This window comes from Mesorhizobium sp. Pch-S (assembly GCF_004136315.1).
In the GTDB taxonomy this organism is placed as follows: domain Bacteria; phylum Pseudomonadota; class Alphaproteobacteria; order Rhizobiales; family Rhizobiaceae; genus Mesorhizobium.
On record NZ_CP029562.1, the window covers coordinates 1923186 to 1946264 of the forward strand.

Genomic DNA, 23079 nt, shown 5'->3' on the forward strand with positions numbered 1-23079 from the left:
ACGTCAAAGCCTTGAAGAAAGTGCGGGGATGTCGACTTGCGACATCACGCCGGGCAGTTCGGGGCGCGTCCACGGCCTCAGCAGGCCGGCACCGCGGAGCGGAGAATGGTCCTTGGGACCGATGGCGTCGTCGCCGGCAGCGCGCGCCGCGCGGAAGGCGGCTTCGGCTTCCTCGGCCGTGCAGATGGTGGCGACATAGGACGGCCTCGGGCCGAGGATCGAGCCACGCCGGGCATACTTGTCGTATTCGAGCGGCAAGGTGTTGTAGGCGCCTTCGAGGCCGAGCCCGCCCTTGGCGTTGATCGACATCATCTCGTTCATGCACATCTTGCCGCGCTCGACGCACATGTTGAGGATGGCCTGGAAGAGGTTGGGGTCGACCGCGCCGTAGCGGCGCACCGGCTCGTTCTCGCTCGGCCGCTCCAGCTCGAGGTAGTGTTCCCTGTCCAGCGTCTGGCCGGCGGCCTTGGCGCTTGCCACCCACTGGTCGAAACCGGCCTCGGACTGGCCATGGAAGTCGAAGCGCATGCCGGAAAAGCCGGCGCCGCTATAGTTGGCCGAGAAGCCCTTATAGGTGCCTTCGTGGTTGATCACCGCGTGCAGCTTGGTCTCCATGCCGGCCATGGAATAGATCATGCCGGCGAGCGCCGGGATGTAGAAGGAGTTCATCACGCCGGACGACGTGATGCGGAAATCGATCGGCCTGCCGACGGGTGCGGCCATCTCGTTGACCGTGGCAATGCCGTATTCGGGGTAGATGAACAGCCACTTCCAGTCGAGCGATACGACCTCGACCCTGAGCGGCCGGTGCTCTTCGGTCACCGGCTGGCCTGGCGCAATGCGGTCGAGGCGGCGATACGGGTCGAGCAGATGGGTGCCGAGCCACGTCAGCGCGCCAAGGCAGATGATGATGAGCAGCGGCGCCGCCCAGATGACGAGTTCCAGCTTGGTGGAATGGTCCCAGTCGGGCGCGTAGGTGGCCGAGGCGTTGGAGTGCCGGTAGCGCCAGGCGAAGAACACGATCAGCAGCATCACCGGCACGATGATGATCAGCATCAGCAAGGTCGACACAACCAGCAGGTCGCGCTGCTGCGCGGCAATGTCGCCCGCGGGCGCCAGCACCACGAAATCGCAGCCGCTGAGAATCACCGCCAGTGGCAGGATCAGCAGGCTGGCAAGCCTGCGCCCCAATCCATGCAAAGGGGGCCTGTGTGAAGAGAACCAATGTGTGGACATGAAAGCGTCCGCCCGTCATTGTGCACTGCAAGATACGCGATGGAGTAGCCGAGCCGGACACGGCCACGACATTGGACAATTTGTCCAATCCCCCCGGCGAGTGCGATGCATCAAGATTTTAGGTGCACCGCGGCATGTCTCCGCGGCCGTGTTTTTGCTGCATGATCCTCGGCCGAAAAGTCTGCAACTTTTTGCTTTGCTGACCTTCGGTTCGGGGTCATGCTTTCTGTATTGGGACGGCACCGCAGGGATGACTGAAGTCACACGAGCCGACACGAGCGGCGACCACCATCACGTCAATCCCGGTGACATTGCCGTCGGCGTCGTCATCGGCAGGACGTCGGAGTTCTTCGACTTCTTCGTCTATGCGATCGCCTCAGTGATCGTCTTCCCGAAGCTCGTATTCCCCAACACCGATCCGCTGACCGCCACCGCCTACTCCTTCGCCATCTTTGCGCTGGCCTTCCTGACCAGGCCGCTCGGCACGGTGCTGTTCATGGCCGTCGACCGCCGCTATGGCCGCAGCGCCAAGCTGACCGTCGCGCTGCTGCTGCTCGGCACCTCGACCGTGGCCATCGCCTTCCTGCCGGGATACGCTACCATCGGTGCCGCTTCGGCCTGGCTGCTGGCGCTGGCACGCATCGGCCAGGGCATCGCCTGGGGCGGCACCTGGGACGGACTGCCGTCGCTTTTGTCGCTCAACGCGCCCGAGCATCGGCGCGGGCTCTATGCGATGGTGCCGCAACTCGGTGCCCCGATCGGGCTGATCGTGGCCAGCACGCTGTTCGCCTTCTTCGTCGTCAACCTGTCGGCCGAGGACTTCTTCGGCTGGGGCTGGCGCTATCCGTTCTTCGTCGCCTTCGCCATCAATGTCGTCGCGCTCTTCGCCCGGCTGCGCCTTGTCGTGACGCCGGAGTTCAGCCGGCTGTTCGAGAATGGCGAATTGCAACCGACCCGCGTGCGCGAGACGCTCAAGGCCGAGGGTCGCGTCGTCGGCATCGGCGCGTTCGTGCCGCTGGCGAGCTTCGCCCTGTTCCACATGGTGACGGTGTTCCCGCTGTCCTGGGTGTTCCTGTTCACGCAGGAAGGACCGGGGCGCTTCCTGATGATCGAGGCGGGCAGCGCGGTGTTCGGCCTGCTGGCGATCGTCGCTTCCGGCCTGATCGCCGACCGCATCGGCAGGCGCTCGCTGCTGTTCAGCACGGCCATCGCGATCGCCGCCTTCAGCGGCTTCGCGCCGCAGCTTCTCGACGGCGGCACCGCGGGCGAGATCGCCTTCATGGTTCTGGGCTTCATCCTGCTTGGCCTGTCCTTCGGCCAGTCCTCGGGCGTGGTGGCATCGCGGTTCTCGCGCCGTTACCGCTACACCGGCTCGGCCATCACATCGGACCTCGCCTGGATGTTCGGCGCCGGCTTCGCGCCACTGGCCGCCCTGCTGCTTTCGGCCAATTTCGGCCTGATCTCGGCCGGCGCCTACCTGCTCTCCGGCGCGATCTGCACGCTGGCGGCGTTGTGGGTCGCCGGACAGGCGATCGACCGGGGCTGGCAAGAGAAAAGCTCGGCCGAGTAGCGCTCGGCTGAGCCGGGGCTGTCTAGAGCGGTTCCGGTTTTCCGGACGCATAACCGCATGCACTTTTGCTGGAATTGCCCTAAGCCTGCCCGTCGCCGCCGAGAGCACCCTCCAGGAAAAGTTTCCAGGCTCGATTGAAATACCGCTCTATCTCGGCGGGATCGACGAACCTGTCTTCTCCGAGCATGGCCGAGATCAGCGGCTTGATCGAGGTCGCGTAAAGCAGCTGCTCCGCAACGAAGAAGGCATTTCCTTCCTTCAAGAAGCCCTCGGCCTGCGCCTGCTTCACCAGAGCGGCAAAGCGCATCATGATCGGGCTTTCGACGGTTGGCGTCGGCTGTACGCCTCCGAAGGCTACGGCTTCGCCGAGGGCGACGCGATTGAGAGCGATCATCTGGGGCCGCAGATTGATCGACAGCAGTGCCCGCGCAAAACGTTTCAGGCGCTTCGACGCGCTTGAATCGATCGCCATCAGCTCATCGAGTTCCGACAGGACCTCCCCCTGCAGCCCCTCCATCAAGGCCTTGAACAGTGCGGACTTCGAGGAATAGCGGCGATAGATCGTATCCTTGCCCGCTCCGCAGACCGAGGCCACCTGTTCCATCGTGGTGGCCGCGAAGCCCTGAACGGCAAACAGTTCGGCAGCGCTCTCCAATATCCGCCGATTGAGTGCCGCCTGCGCCTCCCTGGAGGGACGGCCACCCTTGGACTTGCCGACAACGGACGGTGAGCCGGTCCCCGCAGCGGGTTCCACCTCGCCGGAATTCTTCATCCGAGACTGCGCAGACGCCATGTTCCTGCCTGTACGAGGTTGGTGGGGTCACCGACGTTTCCCGCCTATCTAGCTTTGCCGGAAAACCAAACGCAACCGTTCCGTTGCGATTGTGCAACAGCAAATAAGTTGAGTATTCCAGTCATAAAATTAAACTGGACGTCATCGTCCCGTTTTTGCTATCGGCCATGACAACTCGGGCGAAGGGAAAGAGCGGGGCAAATGGCTTTTGGTGCATGCAGGGCGGCGTTTCTGGGAACGACCTCTCTTCTGGTCTTTTCGGGGGGCGCACTCGCCCAGGAACCCGCGACGCAATTGGAAAAGATCGTCCTGGAAGGACGGTCCGGATCGACCTCGGCCGACCGCATCCTGCAGAAGAATACGGCAACCGCCACAAAGACCGGAACGCCGGTCGCGGAAACTCCGCAATCGGTGACGACGATCACCCGCAAGCAGATCGAGGAACAGAGCCCGCGCACGGTCAGCGAAGCGCTGCGCTACACGACCGGCGTTCTCTCGGACCGCGATTCGAACTCCCGCTACGATTCGATCTTCCTGCGCGGCTTCGGCGCTTTTGGAACCGCGACGAGCTACGTCAACTATCTCGACGGGCTGAAGCTGCCGCGCGGACAGGCCTTCGCGCAACCGTCGATCGACCCTTACCTGCTCGACCGGATCGACGTGCTCAAGGGCCCATCGGCGCTTCTCTACGGGCAGGTGAGCCCGGGCGGCCTCGTCAACCAGGTCAGCCGCATGCCTTCGGCGCAGCCGTCCAACGAGGTCCGCATCGAAGGCGGGTCGCATGGCCGCGTGCAGGGCGGGTTGACCTCGCGCGGCGCCCTGAACGCGGATGGAACGCTGCAATACGGCATCAGCGCGGTCGGCCGGCTGTCCGGCACCCGCTATGACGATGTCGATGAAAAGCGCCTCGCCATCGCCCCTGCGGTGACCTGGCAACCCGATGCCGACACGACCCTGACGATCTCGGGCTATTACCAGAACGACCCGGAAGGCGGATATTTCAATTCGCTCTATCCGGGGTTCCTGGCTCCCCAGGCCTACCGGCCCTACCTTAATTCGAAGCTGAACATCGGCGATCCTTCCTTCGACGCCTTCAAGCGGGAACAATACGGCATCGGCTACCGCCTGGAGCATCGCTTCAACGAAACCGTGACCGTCCGCTCCGCCCTGCGCTATTCCCACGTGGACACGGACTTCAGTTCCCTGCAGATGTCAGGGCCGCTGGGCGCGAACGGGGTCATCCCGCGCCATGCCCTGCGCTCGATCGAGGATGTCGGCGGCCTGTCGCTCGACAACCAGGCGGAGTTTCATTTCGACACCGCGGCCGTAAAGCACACGCTCCTGACCGGCATCGACCACCAGAATTCGACGAGTGACTGGGAATATCGTTTCGGTGCAGCACCGTCGCTCGATGTGGTCAATCCCATCTACGGGCAGCCGATCGGCCCGCTCGCGACGATCATCAACAACGGACAGACGCTGCGACAGACCGGCGTCTACGTCCAGGACCAGATGAGCTTCGGCGGTTTCCGCGCGGTAGTCGGCGTGCGCCATGACTGGACGCGGCAGGAGACCGACAACCGGCTGGCGCGGACATCGTCAGAGCAATCGAGCAGAGCCACAAGCTATCGCGCCGGCCTGCTCTATCTGTTCGACAACGGCATCGCCCCCTATGTGAGCTATTCCACATCCTTTGAACCGAATGTCGGCGTCACCGCCAAAGGTGCACCCTTCGTACCGAGCAAGGCACAGCAATACGAGGTCGGCGTGAAATACCAGCCTGCCGGACTCGACGCGCTGTTCACGGTCTCCGCCTTCGATATCCGGCAACAGGATGCGCTCGTGCCCGACACGTTCGGCTTCAACGTGCAGGAAGGCGAAATCCACTCGCGCGGCCTCGAATTCGAAGCCAGGGGCAATGTCACCGACAACCTCGAACTGATCGGCGCGCTGACGCTGCTCGACACGAAGGTCAGCAAGGCGGCCGTCCCGGCGAATGTCGGCAAACGGCCCCAGGCAGTGCCCGAATATTATGGTTCGCTCTGGGCGAACTATACCTTCGATGCCGACGCCCTCCAGGGCCTGTCGATCGGCGGCGGGCTGCGCTTCGTCGGCTCCAGCTATGCTGACAATGCCAATGCGGTGAAGGCCGATGGCTATACGCTTGTCGATGCCGCCCTGCGCTATGACTTCGGCGCAAAGAACCCCAACCTCAAGGGGCTACAGGGCACGTTGAACATCACCAACCTGTTCAACAAGCAATACTATTCGAGCTGCAGCTCGAACATCTATTGCCAGTACGGTAATGGCCGCGAAGTCCTGGCGGGCCTCAACTACAAATGGTGAATGGAATGGACAGGCGCATATTCTGCGGAAGCCTGCTGCTGGGAGGGCTGGCGGCGGCCCTGCCGGCCCGCGCTGCGGAACCGCTGACCGTCACCGACATGGCCGGCCGCAAGGTCCGGCTGCCAGCCATGCCCAGGCGCATCGTCCTGCTGGAAGCCCGCGATATCGTCAGCATGTCGCTGCTGCATCCGGACCCGGCCGCGCTCGTCGTGGGCTGGGCAGCCGTCGATCGCATCGACAGCGACGCCGTGAGGGATGGGTTCGAGCGCAAGCGGCAGATCCCGGTCGTCGGCAAGCAGACGCCCGACACGATTTCGTTCGAGGGACTGATCAGCCTGTCGCCCGACCTCGTCGTGGCCAATCTGTACATGGCCCCCCAGGGCAGCAAGGACCTGCTGGTCGAGCGCCTGGAGAGCGCCGGTGTTCCCGTCATTTTCAGCGATCTCTCCAGCAACGCTTCCGGCGACCAGGCCCCCGCCAAGAGCACCATCGCCGATTTCCACGAGCAGATGCGCATGTGGGGCGACGTGCTCGGCGCCGCTGACAAGGCCGCCGCATACATCGCCCTTGTCGACGCGCATCTGAAGCGGGTCGCGTCCTGCGTGGCAGATGCGGCTCCGGTCACAACCTATCTGGAAGTCCAGTCCACCGTCGACGACTGCTGCTGGGCAGCCGGCAGCAGGGTCTGGGGGGAGCTGCTCGAACTTGCCGGCGGCAGGACGCTGCCCGGCGTGACGGCACCCTGGTTCCAGAAGCTCCAGCTCGAATATCTCGTTTCGACGCCAAGCGACGTCTACATCGCCTCAGGCGGCGGGTGGTCCGCCGGCGGGCGTCCGTCGATCGGGCCGGGCTTCACGGCGGCGCAAGGTCGGGAGGGTCTGCAACGACTGATCCAACGCACGGGTTTCGACCAGCTGTCCAGCGTGCGCAACGGACGTGTCCACGGTATCTGGACCGGGCTCATCTCCATCCCGCCCTTCAACATCCTGTTTGTCGAACAGGCGGCGAAGTGGCTGCATCCGGAACCGTGCCGCGACATCGACCCGGCGGCGACGCTGGCCGAGATCAACGAGCGTTTCCTCTCCGTGCCGATCAAGGGGCCGCTCTGGGCCTCCTTGCGGGATTAGGGCAATGCCGGCCCCTCGCAAGCGCCGATACGCGGCAACCGCGGTGACGCCTTTTTCGAAGGTCGAGGCGTTTCTCGAACCGATCCTGGCATCGATCGCGACACACGACATCAGCGTTCAGCGGCTGGGCGGTCGTTTCGAGTTCCAATCGCCATATGGCGTCGGCTTTCTCGAAGCGACCGCCGGCCAACTGCGCCTGTCGGTGGAAACCGACAACCGCCATGCGCTCAACCGCCTGAAGCATGCACTGGTCGGACCGATCTCCTTCATCGCCGCCGGCGAGGCGTTGCAGTTCGAATGGACCGGCGATGAAGCCGGGCTGACGCCGCTGGAAGACCTGCGCATCCTGCGTGTCAGGCGAACTGCACAGCTCACCCCACGCATGCTGCGGATCGGCTTCGAGGGAGAAGATCTGGCCCGCTTCGACCGGAACGACCAGCTCCATTGCCGGCTGATCTTCCAGCCGAAAGACGTCGTATCGCCGCAATGGCCGAGCATCGACGATCGCGGTCACATCGTATGGCCGCAGCGGCGCAAGCTCGACACGCGCGTCTACACCATCCGTTCGATCGACGTTCCAAAAGGCGAACTCACCATCGACTTCGCTCTGCACGACCGTGCAGGACCCGCGACGCGGTGGGCCATCGCAGCGTCAGCGGGCGATCTCGTCGGCATTGTCGGCCCCGCCGCCGACGGTCCAAGGCCCGCTGGCTTCTATGTGCTTGCGGGAGATGAGACAGGACTGCCGGGCATTGCCCGTATCCTCGAAAACCTCGACAGCGATGCCCGGGGCTTCGCGTTTGTCGAGATCGGCGGACTGAGCGAAAAACTGCCGCTGGCCCATCCGGCGGGGATCCAGCTTCAATGGCTCGATCGTCAAGGCGCCCAGCCCGGAACCACATCACACCTCGTCGATGCGGTCCGCTCGGTGGCGTGGCCTTCCGATCGCCAGGATTCGTTCTTCTGGGGTGGCTGCGAACACAAGGCCTTCCGCCAGATCCATCGATACCTGCGCAACGAACTGCATCTGCCACGCGAACGCCAGGTTTTCTATTCGCACTGGCATCGCACGCTCAGCGAGGAAGATATCATCGCCGCAGGCGCGTCGGCATATCTGCCCGATTGAAGACAAACGAGGCGAGCCAGGGGCCTCTATCAGCCGCCTCAGAACTTGCCGACGACGTTGAGGAACACCCCCCTGTCGTCGAGCGTGAGATCGCGAAGGTCGTCGGAGAACCGGCCGAAATTGTAGCCAACGCCGACCTTGAAGTTCTCCCCGACATGACGATAGAGCGCGACGAGCGCGCCATAGTCGACCGTGTCGGCTTCGGGCATCGCCAGGGCGCGTGCCTCGACCAGGGCATCCCATTGCTTCACGATATGCAGGTCGGCGCGAACGATGCCGAGATGCGCCGATGACCGTTGCCAGCCGTCGTCGATGGCGACGTTGTTGCCGCTGACACGCTCGCGATACCGCACGTCGCCGATGCGGAAGCCGTATTTGCCGCCGATCGAGAGCCATGGCACCAGATCGTAGGTGAAGTCCGCCGACATTATGTGGCTGCGCTGCAAGGGGCCGAAACGGTCGCCGGTCACGGCGCTGACCTGATCGTTGCCGGGCAGATCATAGAGCCAGGTGTATTTGAACAGCGCGTTCAGCCGGTCGTTGTCGACCGGACGGTAGGCGTAACCCAGCGATGCCTCGACATAGTCGCCATCGCGGAAGGAGTTGATGCAGTTGTTGGCGATGATGCTGGCGTCGCAATTGCCGGATGCGGACCAGACGCCCTCCACATTGGCGAGCACGCGCCAGTTCGGATCCGTCTTCCACGACAGGCCGGCAGCGAAGAGATAGGTGTTGACGTCGCCGCGGCCGGTGCTGGAGCTGTCAAAGCGGGCCTCGCCGCGCACGCGGCCGGTGATGCCCGCTTCCTCGTCATTGTAGCCGAGCGACATCGACACTGCCCTGCGGTTGAAACTGTCGCGCCGCTGGTACTGGCCGGTCTCCTTGCCGTTCTGGTCGAGGACGGCATAGATCCCGTCATCCTCGACCCGGCCAGCCTCGAAAGAGGCGTTGACGGTCCACATCGCGTCGGGCGTGTAGATGACGCCATAGGTCTGGTTGAGCGAGCGCCGGCTTCCGAACATGTCGTAGCTGTCTTCGGAGAAGGCCGACAAGGTGTCGTTGATCTTGCGCTTGACGCCGCCGACGATCTGGCCACTGTCGGTGCCGATCGGGTCATAGTTGCGATCGAGATCGAAGGCGCGGGTGGGGTCGAGCCTGTAGCCGATGTAATACTGGTCGTCGGCGGTGGGATTGTATGTGATGGCGGCCAGGCCGCCGACACCGCCGGTGCCGTAGGAAATCTCGCCATTGAGGCCGATCTTCTCGGTCAGCTTGTATTCGGCGCCGATGCCGAAGCGGTCGTTGCGGTCTATGTCGCCGGAGCGGCTGATCGTTCCCTGGCCGAAGGCGTAATACATCTGGTCGCTGTCGGGCCGGTATTCGACGCGCACGCCGCCACGACCCTGTCGCCATTGTAGCCGGAACGGTAACCCGAACCCCGGGCACGCAGCGGATCCGAGAGTTCGGTGTAGGTGACGCCGAACGAGACCTTCCAGTATTCGTCCCACTGCCAGCTGAGCACACCTTCGCCCTTGCGCTTGGAGCGTGTCCTCAACGCAGGATCGTCAATGCCCGAAAGCGGCGCGACATAGCGATTGTAGTCGTCGACCCGGTAGTCGTCATAGGTGACCTTCACCCCGACATCCTTGTTGACGGCGACATCGGCGAACGCGCCCCAGCTGCGCTCGTTGCCGTCCACCTGCTCGGACAAAGTCGAGAAGCCGTCATCCTTCTTCTCGAAATAGCCTCCGACAACGCCTTTCGGGCCACCGCCGAACAGCTCGTCGACGGCCGCCTGTCCGCGCATGCGCCAGGCCATCGCCGAGTGGTCCCGCGATCCGGTGCTGGGAATGTCCTCGATGGAGAGGCCGCCATCGACCGAGCGCGACGTGCCGAACCCCGGTCCCTTGGAATGGGCAACTTCGGCTTCGAGGAAGGTGCGGTCCGACTGGCGCAGCTTGATGTCGGCGCCATAGGCGCGCTGGTGCGCCTCGCCGGTGTTCTCGTCCATACCGGTCACGCCGACGCGGACCTTGTCGTTGATCCAGTGCTGGCCGCGGCCGCCATAGACATAGCCGTCGACCTCGCCGACGGCCGGCGTGTATTCGTACTGGGAGATGATGTAGGCCTTGTTGCCGCCGAGCGTTCCGTCGCGCACGGGATCGCTGGTGCCGGTCGTGGAAAAGATCGGCCGCGTCAGCAGCAGCGTGCCCTGCATGTAGTCGAACGAATAGTCGTCGCCGTAGCGCAGGTTGCGCCGTTCCACCACCCGGCCGGTCACGGCATCGCGGATCTCGAGCGTGATCGTTTCCGAGCCGATGGTGATGTCCTGGTGCTTCATCCAGTAGAAGGAACCGCTGCCCAGGAATTCGTCGCGCTGCGGCAGCGTGTCGGGCTGGGCGGCATAGACGGTAGCCTCGGTCCGGCGTTCACCGAAGGTCGTCGTCTCCTCCGAACGGTAGACCGCGTTGGCGCCGTAGAGGCCACGCTCGGAGCGGATGAATTCCGTGCCGGTGATGCTGGTCTTGTAGTTACCCCACATGACATGGCTGTCGCCGCGCTGGAGGCGGACATAGAACTTGCCCTTGGTGGGGGCGTCCTCGATGGCCGTCGAATCGTCGCCATAGACGGGATAGTAGTCATCGGGGTCGAGACGGCGCAGCAGCTGGCGCGGATCCTTCGAATCCAGTCCCCTGAACATGTTCTCGAACTTGTCGTTGCCGGTGTCGCCGGCAGCGGTCAGCAGGTATTTGCCCTGGATCTTGCCCTTCAGATAGAAGGCCAGTCGCCCGTTGGTATAGACCTTGTCGTATTCGCCCGGCCGCACGTCCTCGATCTGGGGATCGCCCGAGCGCTTGCCCACGGTGAGGTCGGCGAGCGCGACATAGAACCAGTCATTGTTGGGGATGTTGATCTGGCGGCTGAAATTCAGCGCGCCGGTCTTGGCACCACCACGCACGGCGACATCGACGTCATGCTCGCCGGGCGGCAGGATGCGCTGCACGACGAAGGCCTGCTTCGGGTCGACGGGGATCGTCTCGCCGAGCGCCACGACCTGGTGGCCGGACGGCACGTTGCGGCCGAACACGGTGACGGCGCCGCCCCGGATCGGGATGTTGCGCAGCGCCGTGCGATCCTCGCCCATGCCCGGTGCGGTCGCCTCGCGCGGCGCCGCCGGCTTCAGGTCGGCATCGGTGCGGGCGATGGTCAGCGGCACCGTCTCGTCGTAGCGGCCTTGCGCGTCGTAGACACGCAGCACGTAGAAATAGCCGACTTCCTTGCCGGTGTCGGGGTCGCGCTCGTCCGGCATGACCCAGCTTCCCTCGCCATTGATCGCGACGGGGATCACGGCCTGCGCCGGCTCCCCTTCCCGCTTGTTCGTGCGGTAGATGCGGATTTCCGAACGGTCGATGAAAGCCGGATAGTTGGCGGTGGCCAGGAAGTCGATGCGTTCGCCGGCCTTGTAGACGCGGCGGATCGGCGTGGTGGAGATGTTGAGGGTGGGACGGCTCTCCAGCCCGTCATACTTGACCTGGATGTCGACGGCGTTGAGCCCGACATCAGCCTTTCGCTGGGCGTCCACCGACTTGCCGGACGGCCGCGGTCCCTTGCGATTGTCTTGGTCTGTCCGGGAACCCGCTTCCTTGCCCTGCTGCGTGGAACTGCGGTCGACCTGCTCTCCGTCGACGCTGATCGAGAACGGGATGTTGCCCTGCTCGCCCGGCTTCTCGGTTTCGGTGTTGCTGCCGGGCGCGACCGTCTCGCTGGAGCTGTCGTCCAGCACCTTGCCGCGGATGGCTGGTTCGCATCCGCGCTCCAGGCAGGCACCCTGGGCAAGCGCGGTACCGCCGCCTGCAGGTATGACGAAGGCACAGCTGGCCAGCAGGAAGCCCGCACGCGCGGCGGCATCGATGCCAGCCTTGCGCAGCCCGGACTGGATGTGGGAGTGGCGGGCTGCTTTCATCGGCCGGTCTCTATGCGTGTTTCGATTTCGAGCCTGTAGCGGCCATCGACGGCCGACCAACGTTGCGAAATCTCCTTCTCCAGTTGCTGGACGCGGCTGCGTGCGAGCTGTTCGTCGGCACCCGGTTCGATGTAGCTCAGCCGCAGCACCGACTGCTCCCTGGCCAGGACGGCGATCAGCTGATCGAGGCCTTTCTGCCATTTCGGATCGAGTGCCGTGGAACCGCGCTGGAACGCCTCATCCTTCAGGTCGAGGCGTACGACCCGGCCGATGCGGGCGCCGAAATTGAGCTTCGTCATCTTGCCGGCGGTCAGGCGCACCACGCGCGGATTCTCGGTCGTCAGCCGGTAGCCGCTGGGCAAGGTGCGTTCGTCGAGCTTCATGATGAAGTTGGAGCCGATGCGCTTGTCCGGCAGGTCGGCGCAGGCGACATGGAAGCGCCCGTATTGATCGGTGGTGATCAGCAGCCCCCTGACAGTCACCACGCGCACGCCGGGCAGGCCAGGTTCGCCCTCGTCCTGGTAACCATTGCCGTTCTTGTCGTCGAAGACCTTGCCGATGATGTCGCCGCAATCGAACACCGGCTCGGCGACGATCTCGACCCAGGCCGAGGCTTCATCCGACAGCGGCGTGCCGCGTTCGTCGGTTGCCAGCGCCCGGTTGGTGTGCCGGCCCGGGCCGGCCGTGTTCAGCGCCAGCATCTGCAGGCGGATCTGCACCTTGGCATTCGGGCCGAAATTGATGTTCCTGAAGATGACCTGGCGGCCGGCGACCTCAGGGGTCACCGCAGTGCCATCGATGGAGGCGGAGCCGATCACGAAGCGGAAGCCGACAGGGATGGTGTCGACGATCGTCACCGGCCCGACATTGCGCGCTTCGTTGTTGGTGGCTGAGATGACGAACGGCGCCTTTTCGCCGATGCGGATCTGCCTGATCCCGGCCTGCTTGACCAGCGTCAGCGTCCCCGGCTTGCCGGTCGGCAGCGCCACCAGCGCGGTGCTGGCCGGCGAGACGATCCGTGTGCCGGAGGTGCTGTCGCCATTGGCGTAGGCTTCACCAGTGGCAGTGTTCTTTACACCATCGGCGATGCCGGCAGCGGAATCGACATCGGCGGTACCCAGCACATAGGTGGCGCTGAAGGTCGCCACGGCGCCAGGCGTCAGCACGGCGACGCTTGCCGGCGAGAAGGCCGACAGCTTGTTGGCGGCCGGCTTGCCGTTGAAGGTCGGACCCGCGTCGAGCGGCGCGACGTCGCGCAGCGTCGCGCTGCCGGTGTTGGTCACCTCGTAGCGGTAAGTGATCTTGTCGCCTTCGCCGCCGACCACGCCGTCGCCATTGTCGTCGCGCAGCGCATCCGCCGTTTTCTTCAGCACCAGCGCCGGCTTGTTGTCGATCGACACGACGGTGGGATCGTTGTCGCCGGGCAATGTCGGGTCATCGGAGGTTGCTGTCACGGGAGGTCCGCTCGGTGGCGTGCCTGTCGCCATCGCCTGGTTGACGATACGACCGCTGTCGATATCGGCCTGCGTCAGCGCATAGGTGGCCGCGGCGGTACCGGCGGCATTCGGCGCGAGCGTCGCGGGGGTGACCGCGAGCCCGGCGACGCCGATACGCGCGTCATCGATCTTCAGGTTCGTCAGCGTGACGGTGCCGGTGTTGGTGACGAGGAAGTCGTAGGTCACCGTGTCGCCGGGGTCGGTGCGACCATTGCCGTTGGCATCGACGATCCTGCCGGCGGTCTTCTTGAACGTCAGGCTCGCTGCCGACACCAGCGGCGTGGTGACGGCGCTGGGTGGACTGTCGACGGTGCCACCAGCCGGCGGGGCGCCGCTGGCGGTCGCCTGGTTGACGACGGAGCCATTGTCGAGGTCCGCCTGCTTGATCAGATAGGTCGCCGTGAATGTCGTCGTGTCCACGGCGGCCGGCTGCAGTGTCGCGATCGGGCCGCCCGTGAGCACGATATCGACAAGGGTGTCGGTGACCTTGACGTTGCGCAGCACGACATTGCCGGTGTTTTCGACCCGGAACGCGTAGACGATGGTGTCGCCGACATCCGTGCGCCCGTTGCCGTTGGTGTCTTGCACGGTCGCGGTCTTGACCAGCGTCAGCGTCGGCCGCTGCGTGGCATTCACCGTCCTGGAAGCCGGCGAAGACGTGACCGCGCCATCGGTGGCGGTCGCGGTGTTGGTCACCGATCCCGCGTTGAGGTCCGCCTGGGTGACCGTATAGCTGGCCGTGCAGGTCAGCGTCCTGGTGGGCTCAAGCCCCCCCGCCGGCAGGGCCGGGCAAGCGACGGGTGTGATCTTGTTGTCGTCCACCGTGATCGGCTCGGTGATGGTGACATTGCCGCTGTTGGTGACGACGTAGCTGTAGGTGACCACATCGTTGACGGCGGCATAAGGATCACCGGCGGTCACGTTCTTCACCAGCGTCAGGGCCGGTGTCTGCACGGCGGTCACCGTCACCGTGGAAGGCGGCGAGGTGGTGGTGCCGTCGGTGGCCGTCGCGATGTTGGTCACCTTGCCCGCGTTGAGGTCGGCCTGGGTGATGGTGTAGCTGGCGGTACAGGTCAGCGTCCTGTCCGGGTCCAGCCCGCCGGCCGGAAGCGCCGGACAGCTGACCGTGTTCGGTGCGGCGATCTTGTCGTCGGCGACACTGATCGGGCTGGTGATGGTGGTGTTGCCGCTGTTGGTGACGAGATAGCTGTAGGTCACCACATTGCCGACAGCGGTGTAGCCGTTGCCGGAGGTGGCGGACTTGACCAGCGTGAGGCCGGGCGTGCGCGAGATCGTCGTCGTGGCCGTGTCGGTTTTCGAGACGGGGGCGCCGCTCGGCGGATTCGCCGTTACCGTGACGGCGTTGACGCGGTCGGTACCGGCATTGATCTGCGCCTGGTCGACGGCATAGGTCGTCGTGTAGGTCCAGATCTCGTCTATATCGAGCTTGCCGTTGCCGTTGGTGTCACCGCTCGGATTGGCAAGCGTGACCGTCGTGCCATTCGGCAGCGTGTCGACCGGGTTCACATTGCTCAGCGAGACGTTGCCGGTGTTCTCGACCGTGATGGTGTAGGTCAGCGTCGCTGGCCCGGTGACCGTCTGGCGGTCGACCTCCTTCTTGACCTGCATCGCCGGTGCCTGGCTGATGGTCGTGGTCGCGGATGCATCGACGGGGGTCGGTGTCTGCGTGCTGGTGACCGAGGCCGTGTTGACCAGGCTGGTGCCGGCCTCGACGTCGGCCTGGCTTGCGGCGAAGGTCGCCGTGTAGGTCCAGGTTTCGCCGACATCGAGCACGCCGTTGCTCGACAGGCTCTCGACCGGCGAGCCGACATTGATTGGCCGGGCGCCTGGCGCCAGCGTGTCGGTGACGCTGACACCGGTCAGCGACACATTGCCTGTGTTGTGCACATCGATGGTGTAGGTCAGCGTGCCGGGAGCCGAAATCGAGGTCTTGTCGACGCGTTTGGCGACGGTCAGCTTCGGCGTCGTGGTGATCGTCGTCGTCGCCGAGGAACTGCCCGACAGTGCCGGGCCGCTCGGCGGATTTGCCGTCACCGTGACGGCGTTGACGCGGTCGGTGCCGGCATCGATCTGTGCCTGGTCGACGGCATAGGTCGTCGAGTAGGTCCAGGTCTCGCCGACATCGAGGCTGTTGTTGCCGTTGGTGTCACCACTCGGGCTGGCGAGCGTGACGGTCGTGCCGTTCGGCAATGTATCGACCGGGTTGACGCTGCTCAGCGAGACGTTGCCGGTGTTTTCGACCGTGATCGTGTAAGCCAGCGTGCCGGGCGCGGAAATCGACTGGCGGTCGACAGCCTTCTTGACCAGCATGGCAGGCGCCTGGCTGATGGTCGTGGTCGCCGACGCATCGACCGGAGCCGGTGTCTGCGTGCTGGTGACCGAGGCGGTGTTGACCAGGCTGGTGCCAGCCTCGATATCGGCCTGAAGAACATCGAAGGTCGCCGTGTAGGTCCAGGTTTCGCCGACATCGAGCACGCCGTTGCCCGACAGGCTCTCGACCGGCGCGCCGGGGTTGATCGGCCGTGCGCCGGGCGCCAGCGTGTCGGTGACGCTGACACCGGTCAGCGAGACATTGCCGGCGTTGCGCACCTCGATGGTGTAGGTCAGCGTGCCGGGTGCCGAAATCGAGGTCTGGTCGACACGCTTGGCGACGGTCAGCTTCGGCGTCGTGGTGATCGTCGTCGTCGCCGAGGAACTGCCCGACAGGGCCGGGCCGCTCGGCGGATCTGCCGTGACCGTGACGGCGTTGACGCGGTCGGTGCCGGCATTGATCTGTGCCTGATCGACGGCATAGGTCGTCGTATAGGTCCAGGTCTCGCCGACGTCGAGCCTGTTGTTGCCGTTGGTGTCTCCGCCTGGATTGGCCAGCGTGATGGTCGTGCCGTCCGGCAGCGTGTCGACCGGGTTCACATTGCTCAGCGAGACGTTGCCGGTGTTCTTCACCGTGATTGTGTAGTTCAGCGTCGTCGGTCCGGTGATCGCCGTCGGGTTGACGGTCTTGACCACCTGCATCGAGCCAGACTGGCTGATGGTCGTGGTCGCCGACGCATCGACCGGGGTCGGTGTCTGCGTGCTGGTGACCGAAGCGGTGTTGACCAGGCTGGTGCCGGCGTCGATGTCGGCCTGGCCGACGGCGAAGGTCGCCGTGTAGGTCCAGGTCTCGCCGACATCGAGCACGCCGTTGTTCGATACGCTCTCGACCGGCAAACCGGGATTGATCGGCCGCGCGCCGGGCGCCAGCGTGTCGGTGACGCTGACACCGGTCAGCGACACGTTGCCGGCATTGTGCACCTCGATTGTGTAGGTCAGCGTGCCGGGTGCCGAGATCGCAGCCTTGTCGACACGCTTGTCGACGGTCAGTCTTGGCGCCGTCGCGATCGTCGTCGTGGCGGTGTCCGTCTTCGAGACAGCGCCACCGCTCGGCGGATCTGCCGTGACCGTGACGGAGTTGACGCGGTCAGTGCCGGCATTGATCTGTGCCTGATCGACGGCATAGGTCGTCGTGTAGGTCCAGGTCTCGCCGACATCGAGCCTGCCGTTGCCGTTGGTGTCACCGCCCGGGTTGGCGAGCGTGACCGTCGTGCCGTTCGGCAATGTATCGACCGGGTTGACGCTGCTCAGCGAGACGTTGCCGGTGTTCTGGACCGTGATGGTGTAGGTCAGGGTACCAGGTGCGGCGATCGAATGGAGATCGACCACCTTCTCGACCTGCATCGAAGCCGTCTGGCTGATCGTCGTGGTCGCCGACGCGTCGACCGGGGTCGGTGTCTGCGTGCTGGTGACCGAGGCCGTGTTGACCAGGCTGGTACCTGCGTCGATATCGGCCTGGCTGGCGGCGAAGGTCGCCGTGTAGGTCCAGGTTTCGCCGACATCGAGCACGCCGTTGTTCGAAATGCTCTCGACCGGCGAACCGACATTGATTGGCCGGGCGCCTGGCGCCAGCGTGTCGGTGACGCTGACATTGGTCAGCGACACGTTGCCGGTGTTGCGCACCTCGATGGTGTAAGTCAGCGTGCCGGGCGCCGAAATGGAGGTCTGGTCGACACGCTTGGCGATGGTCAGCTTCGGCGTCGTCGTGATCGTCGTGGTGGCCGAGGAACTGCCAGACAGCGCCGGTCCGGTTGGCGGGCTTGCCGTCACCGTGACGGCGTTGACGCGGTCGGTACCGGCATTGATCTGTGCCTGATCGACGGCATAGGTCGTCGTGTAGGTCCAGGTTTCGCCGATATCGAGCCTGCCATTGTTGTTGCTGTCTCCGACAGGGTTGGCGAGCGTGACGGTCGTGCCGTTCGGCAGCGTGTCGACCGGCGTCACATTGCCCAGCGAGACGTTGCCGGTGTTCCTCACCGTGATCGTGTAGCTCAGCGTCGCGGGCGCGGAGATGGCCGTGGTATCGACGGTCTTGGCAACCGTCATCGACGGCGCCTGGCTGATGGTCGTGGTCGCGTCGGCCGTCTTCGGTGTCGGTGTCTCGGCACTGGTCACCGAAACGGAATTGACCCGGCTCGTGCCGGCCTCGATCTCGGCCTGCGTCACGCTGTAGGTCGTCGTGTAGGTCCAGGTTTCGCCGACATCGAGCTTGCCGTCGCCGTTGACGTCGCCGGTCGGGTTGGCAAGCGTGACGGTCGTGCCGTTCGGCAGGGTGTCGACTGGCGTCACATTGCTCAGCGCGACATTGCCGGTGTTCTTCACGGTGATCGTGTAGTTCAACAGGCCGGGCGCGTTGACGGAGGCCTTGTCGACCTTCTTCTCGACGGCGAGCGAATGGAACTGGCTGATGGTCGTCGTTGCCGAATCCTGCGGCGACGGCGTCTGCGTGGTCGTGACCTGGACGGTGTTGACCAATGTGCCACCGGCCTCGATCGCGGCCTGGTCGACGGCATAGGTGAAGACATAGGTCCAGGTTTCGCCGACATTGAGCACGTTGTTGGCGGAGATGCTCTCGGTGGGCGCCGGCAGAACAGCCTGATCGCCGTTCGGCAGCGTATCCGTTGGGGTGACGCCGGTCAGCGAGACGTTGCCGGTGTTGGTCAGCACGATGGTGTAGGTCAGCGTGCCGGGTGCCGAAATCGTCGCCTTGTCGACGGTCTTCCTGGTCGTGAAGGCGGCATTGCGGACGATCTGGGTATCGGCCCTGCTGGTCGCGGGCGTCGGCGTCTGGGTGGTCGTGACCGAAGCCCGGTTGGTCAGCGTGGTGTTGGCCGGATTGTCGATCGTTGCCTGGTCGACGGGATAGGCAAGGGTGTAGGTCCAGCTTTCACCGACATCGAGCACGCCGTTGGTCGCGACGCTCTCGTTGGGCGATGGCAGGTTCGCCGGGTCGCCGTTCGGCAGCGTGTCGGTCACGTTCACGCCGGTCAGCGTGGTGTTGCCGGTGTTCCTGACGACGATGGTGTAGTTCAGCGTCCCCGGCGCCGAGATCGTGTTCCTGTCGACCGTCTTGGTGATCGACACGCCCGGCGAACGGCGCGTCGGCGGCACGGTCTTGGTATCGGTACCGGTGACACGCCCGGCCGATGTATTGCCGGCGGCGGTGACGACGTTGCGCAGCGCAGCCTGCTGGTCGATCTCCGCCTGGGTGACGGTGTGGGTGTAGCTCGTGCAGGTCGCGGTGGCGCCGGGTGCCAGCGTCTGCGGTGAGCAGCTGAGCGTCGTCGCCGGGGCGCCGTCCAGGCTGTCGGTGACAGTCAGGGCGGTGACCGTGACATTGCCGGTGTTCTTGACGGAGACACCATAGGTGATCACCTCGCCGGCGTCGGCCGTGCCGTTGACGACGACCGTATCGGCAAGGCTCGCCGTCTTGGTCACGGTCAATTGCCGTGTCTGGGCGATCGGTGTCGTGGTGCTGGACGAATTGGTCACGGCCGGGCCGGACGGCGGCGTACCCGTCGCAGTCGCGGTGTTGACGACCTGGCCGGCGTTGATGTCGGCCTGGGTCAGCGTATAGGTGACGGCCGCACCGCAGGAGGCCGAAGCCCCCGCGGCCAGCGGCGCAACCGGACAGGTGATGGCGCCGCCGAGCATCGGGTCGTTGACCGTCACAGGGTTGAGCGTGACGGTGCCGGTGTTCCGCACCGTGAAGGTGTAGGAAATGGTGTCGCCTTCGTCCGGGCCGTTGCCGTCGAGATCATTGATCGCGCTAGCGGTCTTGGTGAGCACGATCGAGCTCGCGCCGGTGATCGGCGTGGTCGTCGTGGACGGCGGGCTGGTCACCTCGCCGCCGCTTGGCGGCCGGCCGCTGGCGGTAGCGCTGTTGTTGACGGTGCCGGAATCGATGTCGGACTGGATCAGCGTGTAGGTGACGGTCGCGGTTCCGGTGGCGCCGGGCGCCAGCGTGGCAGGAGAGACGGCGAGATCGGTGACGCCGACGCGCGCATCGTCGACATTGACCCCGGTCAGCGGCACATTGCCGGTGTTCCTGACCGTGAACGTATAGGTGATCTTGTCACCCGCATCCTGGCGACCGGAACCATTGGCATCGACGATCGGGCCGGCGCTCTTGGTGATGGTCAGCTTCGGCGCCTGCGTTATCGGCACGGTTGCAGTGGCTGGCGGGCTGGTGACATCGGAGCCGCCTTCCGGCGGCGATCCTGTCGCCGTCGCGGTGTTCACGACCTGGCCGGCGGTGACCTCGGCCTGCGTCAGGGTGTGGGTGCCGGTACAGGTCGCGACGGCGCCGGGTGCCAGCGTCGTCGGACTGCAGACGGCGGCGGAGTCCAGCTTGGCATCGTTGATCCGGACATTGGTCAGCGTCGTGTTGCCGCTGTTGGTTACCGTGAACGTGTAGGGGACCTGGTCGCCGGCATCCTGCGCGCCGCTGCCGTTGGTGTCGCTGATCGCGCCCGCGCTCTTGGCAATGGTGATGGCGGGATTTCGCGGCGCGTTGTTGAACACGCAGGTGATGTCATCACCGGCAGTCGGCCGTATCGTGCCTGTCCGCACCGCGCCGCCGGGCAACACCGTGGTCGAACCCGTCTTGGCGTTGCTGCAGGTCAGGGTCGGCGCGTAGCTGCTTTGCGGGCTGGCGCTGCCGGCGGCCATCGCTTCCGAAATGGTATAGTTGGTGTTGACGGCGATGTTTGAAAGCTGTGCCTGGCCGTTGACCGTCGTGCCGGCTCCCGTCGTGTTGACATTGACCGGGCCGTTGGTACCGGCGATCGAAAGCGCGAACTGATCGCTCGCCGCCACACGCGAGCCGGCCAGCGTCTTCTGCACGGTGATGCGGGCATCATCATCGATGATGGTGTAGGTACCGGTCGCCGAGGCGGTGGCGCCGCAGGATTGCGTGCTGGCAATGGTGTAGCTCGCCGGATTCGGCGTGATCGTCAGCTGGATCGTTTCGTCTGGCTCAATCAGCGTATCGTTGATGATGGCCATGCCGGTGGCGATCGGCTGAGTACCATCATAGTTGCCGGCCGGAATGGTGACGGTGAACGTGTTTGTCCCGGACGGCGTCGTGTAGTCGGTGCCGAGCGTCGCAGTACCACCGGTGACCTGGATCTGTACGGATGTCGGCGCGTTCAGCAGGCCAGCCACGCGCAGCGCCGGCAGGTTGGCGGTGGCGATGCTTTCCAGGCCCGAACTGTTGCCTGGGACGAATTCCAGATAGGGCGTCAGCGTTATCTGGATGTTGTCGAGAAAATTGCCGGCAGTCGTGCCGCCGATGGCCTCGAAACCCAGCGTCTGCACGCCGGAGGGGCCGGCGAAAGTGTAGTTGCCGGTCCGATTTGCCCAGGTGGACCCCGAAACAGTCGATCTCACGATCTGCGTTCGCGTGCCATTGGCTGTCGGAGCGATGTTGAAGTCGGCAACTTCGTTACCGCCCGAGCGCGAACGGTGGCTGAAACGGTAAGCGAACTGCTCGCCCGCGACGAGACAGACGGTCTGGTAGAGGCGCGAGGCACGCTCGGCGTTCAGCTCGGCGAACTGGCTGCCCTCGGCTGCCGTCACGCCGTTGAACGGCGCGCGCCACAGTTCGATCAAGGCACCGGAGGCTGCCGAGGGCGAGGTACAGTTGCCGCTGCCCTGTACGCTCGGATGCGTTGTCGACCAGCCGGGGACCGTGCCATCCGTGACCTGGACATAACATCCGTTCGCTGCATTGGAAGGCGTGAGAACGGGCTGTTCGAACCCCTGATTGATGAAGCTGCGCTGCACCTGCGCCTGCGCGGGCACAGCGAACATCAGGATGGCGATCAGCGCGAGAAGGCAGGAGATGGCTCCGGAAACCGAATGTCTTCCGCAGAAACTCTCTGGAGACGTCCCGCGGGCGACCTCGTCCAGTCCTGAGAGTTCGATCTTTTCGCGCCGAAATTCCAAATACTTCCCCCGACTTCGAACATTAGAAATTGCGAATAGAATACCCCTCCCGCACGGAAACCCGTGCAGGACAAACTCGATTCATCACTAATATAACGAAACTCTAATATTGAATAATTTGACTATTCAACAAAACTAATAACAGACTCAACACATCCAATAACTGGACGTTTGTATAAAACGCAGACTATTTTACAATGTAGTCTCGCCGAACTTTTAACCGAAGACGGCCCGCCTGTTGCATTCCAGCAACAACAGGTTGCATTACAAGGCGCAACAACCCGACCTCTGGTGGTAAAACGCCGGAAGGAATGCCGGCGCCGGTCGAGGCGACGCCCCGCGGCCCCGGTTTTCACCCCAATTCGATATGGTGTCGGCGCAGTTTCGCGCGCCGGTCGGCCGTTCGATCTTCCGGGATTCGTTTTTCCGGGAATGTATGCGAGCACAAGGCACAACCGCTGCTTCGCACGGCCGGCACAATCGGCCCGAAGCCGCGCAAAAGGGGATTATTTGCCTTTTGAATTAATGTTTCAGCTTTCGGAACTTCCGTTTCTCGGCTAGGCAAGTGGTGGGCAGCAAGGGGACAATCATGGCCGAAGACAACAAGGTTTCCAACGACCTGGTGACCGAACTTACCGCAGCGATCGTGGGTGCGTATGTCACCAAGAATCCGGTTCCGGTATCCGATCTGCCTGGCGTCATCGCCAGCGTGGCAGACAGCATCGGCAGGCTGGGACAAACCCAGGCCGAGGTCGTGCCGGAACCTCAGAAGCCGGCAATCTCGATCCGGAAATCGCTCACCCACGATTACCTGATCAGCCTCGAAGACGGCCAGCAGTATCGCACCCTGAAGCGCCATCTGGGCAAGCTCGGCCTCACCCCGGAGGAATACCGCGCGAAATGGGGGCTTCCCGTCGACTATCCGATGGTGGCGCCGGCCTATGCCGCCAAGCGCTCGGAACTGGCCAAGAAACTCGGTCTCGGCAGGAAGCCCGGAACCAAGCGCGGGCGGGGCAAGGCCAAGGGCTGAACCGCACGCTCTGCCGCCAGGCGCCGCGAAAGCACGGCGCTCCGCCGGTCT

At 64.4% G+C, this 23079-nt stretch carries 10 protein-coding genes; 5 read left to right on the forward strand and 5 right to left on the reverse strand.

Annotated features, from left to right (window positions below):
* Positions 1-3 precede the first annotated feature (3 nt).
* Positions 4-1236, reverse strand: a complete 1233-nt coding sequence (gene cyoA / locus C1M53_RS08860; protein ID WP_129411910.1) for a ubiquinol oxidase subunit II — start codon at positions 1234-1236, stop codon at positions 4-6.
* 250 nt (positions 1237-1486) lie between these two features.
* Here cyoA and C1M53_RS08865 point away from each other — a divergent pair, with 250 nt between their 5' ends.
* Positions 1487-2806, forward strand: a complete 1320-nt coding sequence (locus tag C1M53_RS08865) for an MFS transporter (RefSeq protein ID WP_129411911.1) — start codon at positions 1487-1489, stop codon at positions 2804-2806.
* Between the two features lie 79 nt (positions 2807-2885).
* Here the strand turns inward: C1M53_RS08865 and C1M53_RS08870 are convergent, their stop codons facing one another.
* Positions 2886-3578: a TetR/AcrR family transcriptional regulator gene (locus C1M53_RS08870; RefSeq protein WP_129411912.1), complete on the reverse strand. Its 693-nt coding sequence runs from the start codon at positions 3576-3578 to the stop codon at positions 2886-2888.
* Positions 3579-3800: 222 nt separating this feature from the next.
* Here C1M53_RS08870 and C1M53_RS08875 point away from each other — a divergent pair, with 222 nt between their 5' ends.
* From C1M53_RS08875 to C1M53_RS08885, 3 genes are read left to right on the forward strand one after another with little or no spacing between them, the layout of a single operon-like run.
* Entirely contained in the window at positions 3801-5945 is a 2145-nt protein-coding gene (locus C1M53_RS08875; RefSeq protein WP_129411913.1) for a TonB-dependent siderophore receptor, read from the forward strand.
* Between the two features lie 5 nt (positions 5946-5950).
* On the forward strand, positions 5951-7072 hold the full coding sequence (locus tag C1M53_RS08880; RefSeq protein ID WP_245488494.1) for an ABC transporter substrate-binding protein: 1122 nt from the start codon (positions 5951-5953) through the stop codon (positions 7070-7072).
* A 4-nt stretch (positions 7073-7076) separates the two neighbouring features.
* A complete protein-coding gene (locus C1M53_RS08885; protein WP_129411915.1) occupies positions 7077-8198 on the forward strand; it encodes a siderophore-interacting protein in 1122 nt (373 codons plus the stop codon).
* A 38-nt stretch (positions 8199-8236) separates the two neighbouring features.
* Here the strand turns inward: C1M53_RS08885 and C1M53_RS08890 are convergent, their stop codons facing one another.
* The 3 genes from C1M53_RS08890 to C1M53_RS08900 are packed head-to-tail and all read right to left on the reverse strand — an operon-like array spanning position 8237 to position 21998.
* Positions 8237-9589, reverse strand: a complete 1353-nt coding sequence (locus C1M53_RS08890; RefSeq protein ID WP_129411916.1) for a transporter — start codon at positions 9587-9589, stop codon at positions 8237-8239.
* Positions 9508-12162 carry a hypothetical protein gene (locus C1M53_RS08895; RefSeq protein WP_129411917.1) on the reverse strand — a complete coding sequence of 885 codons (2655 nt, stop codon included), beginning with the start codon at positions 12160-12162 and terminating at the stop codon, positions 9508-9510. The genes C1M53_RS08890 and C1M53_RS08895 overlap by 82 nt, the downstream gene beginning before the upstream one ends.
* Positions 12159-21998, reverse strand: coding sequence for a DUF11 domain-containing protein (locus C1M53_RS08900; RefSeq protein WP_129411918.1), 9840 nt, complete (start codon positions 21996-21998; stop codon positions 12159-12161). Before C1M53_RS08900 ends, C1M53_RS08895 begins: the two co-directional genes overlap by 4 nt.
* 589 nt (positions 21999-22587) lie before the next feature.
* Here C1M53_RS08900 and C1M53_RS08905 point away from each other — a divergent pair.
* Complete coding sequence (locus C1M53_RS08905; RefSeq protein ID WP_129411919.1) at positions 22588-23028, forward strand: MucR family transcriptional regulator; 441 nt, start codon at positions 22588-22590, stop codon at positions 23026-23028.
* Positions 23029-23079: the final 51 nt, after the last annotated feature.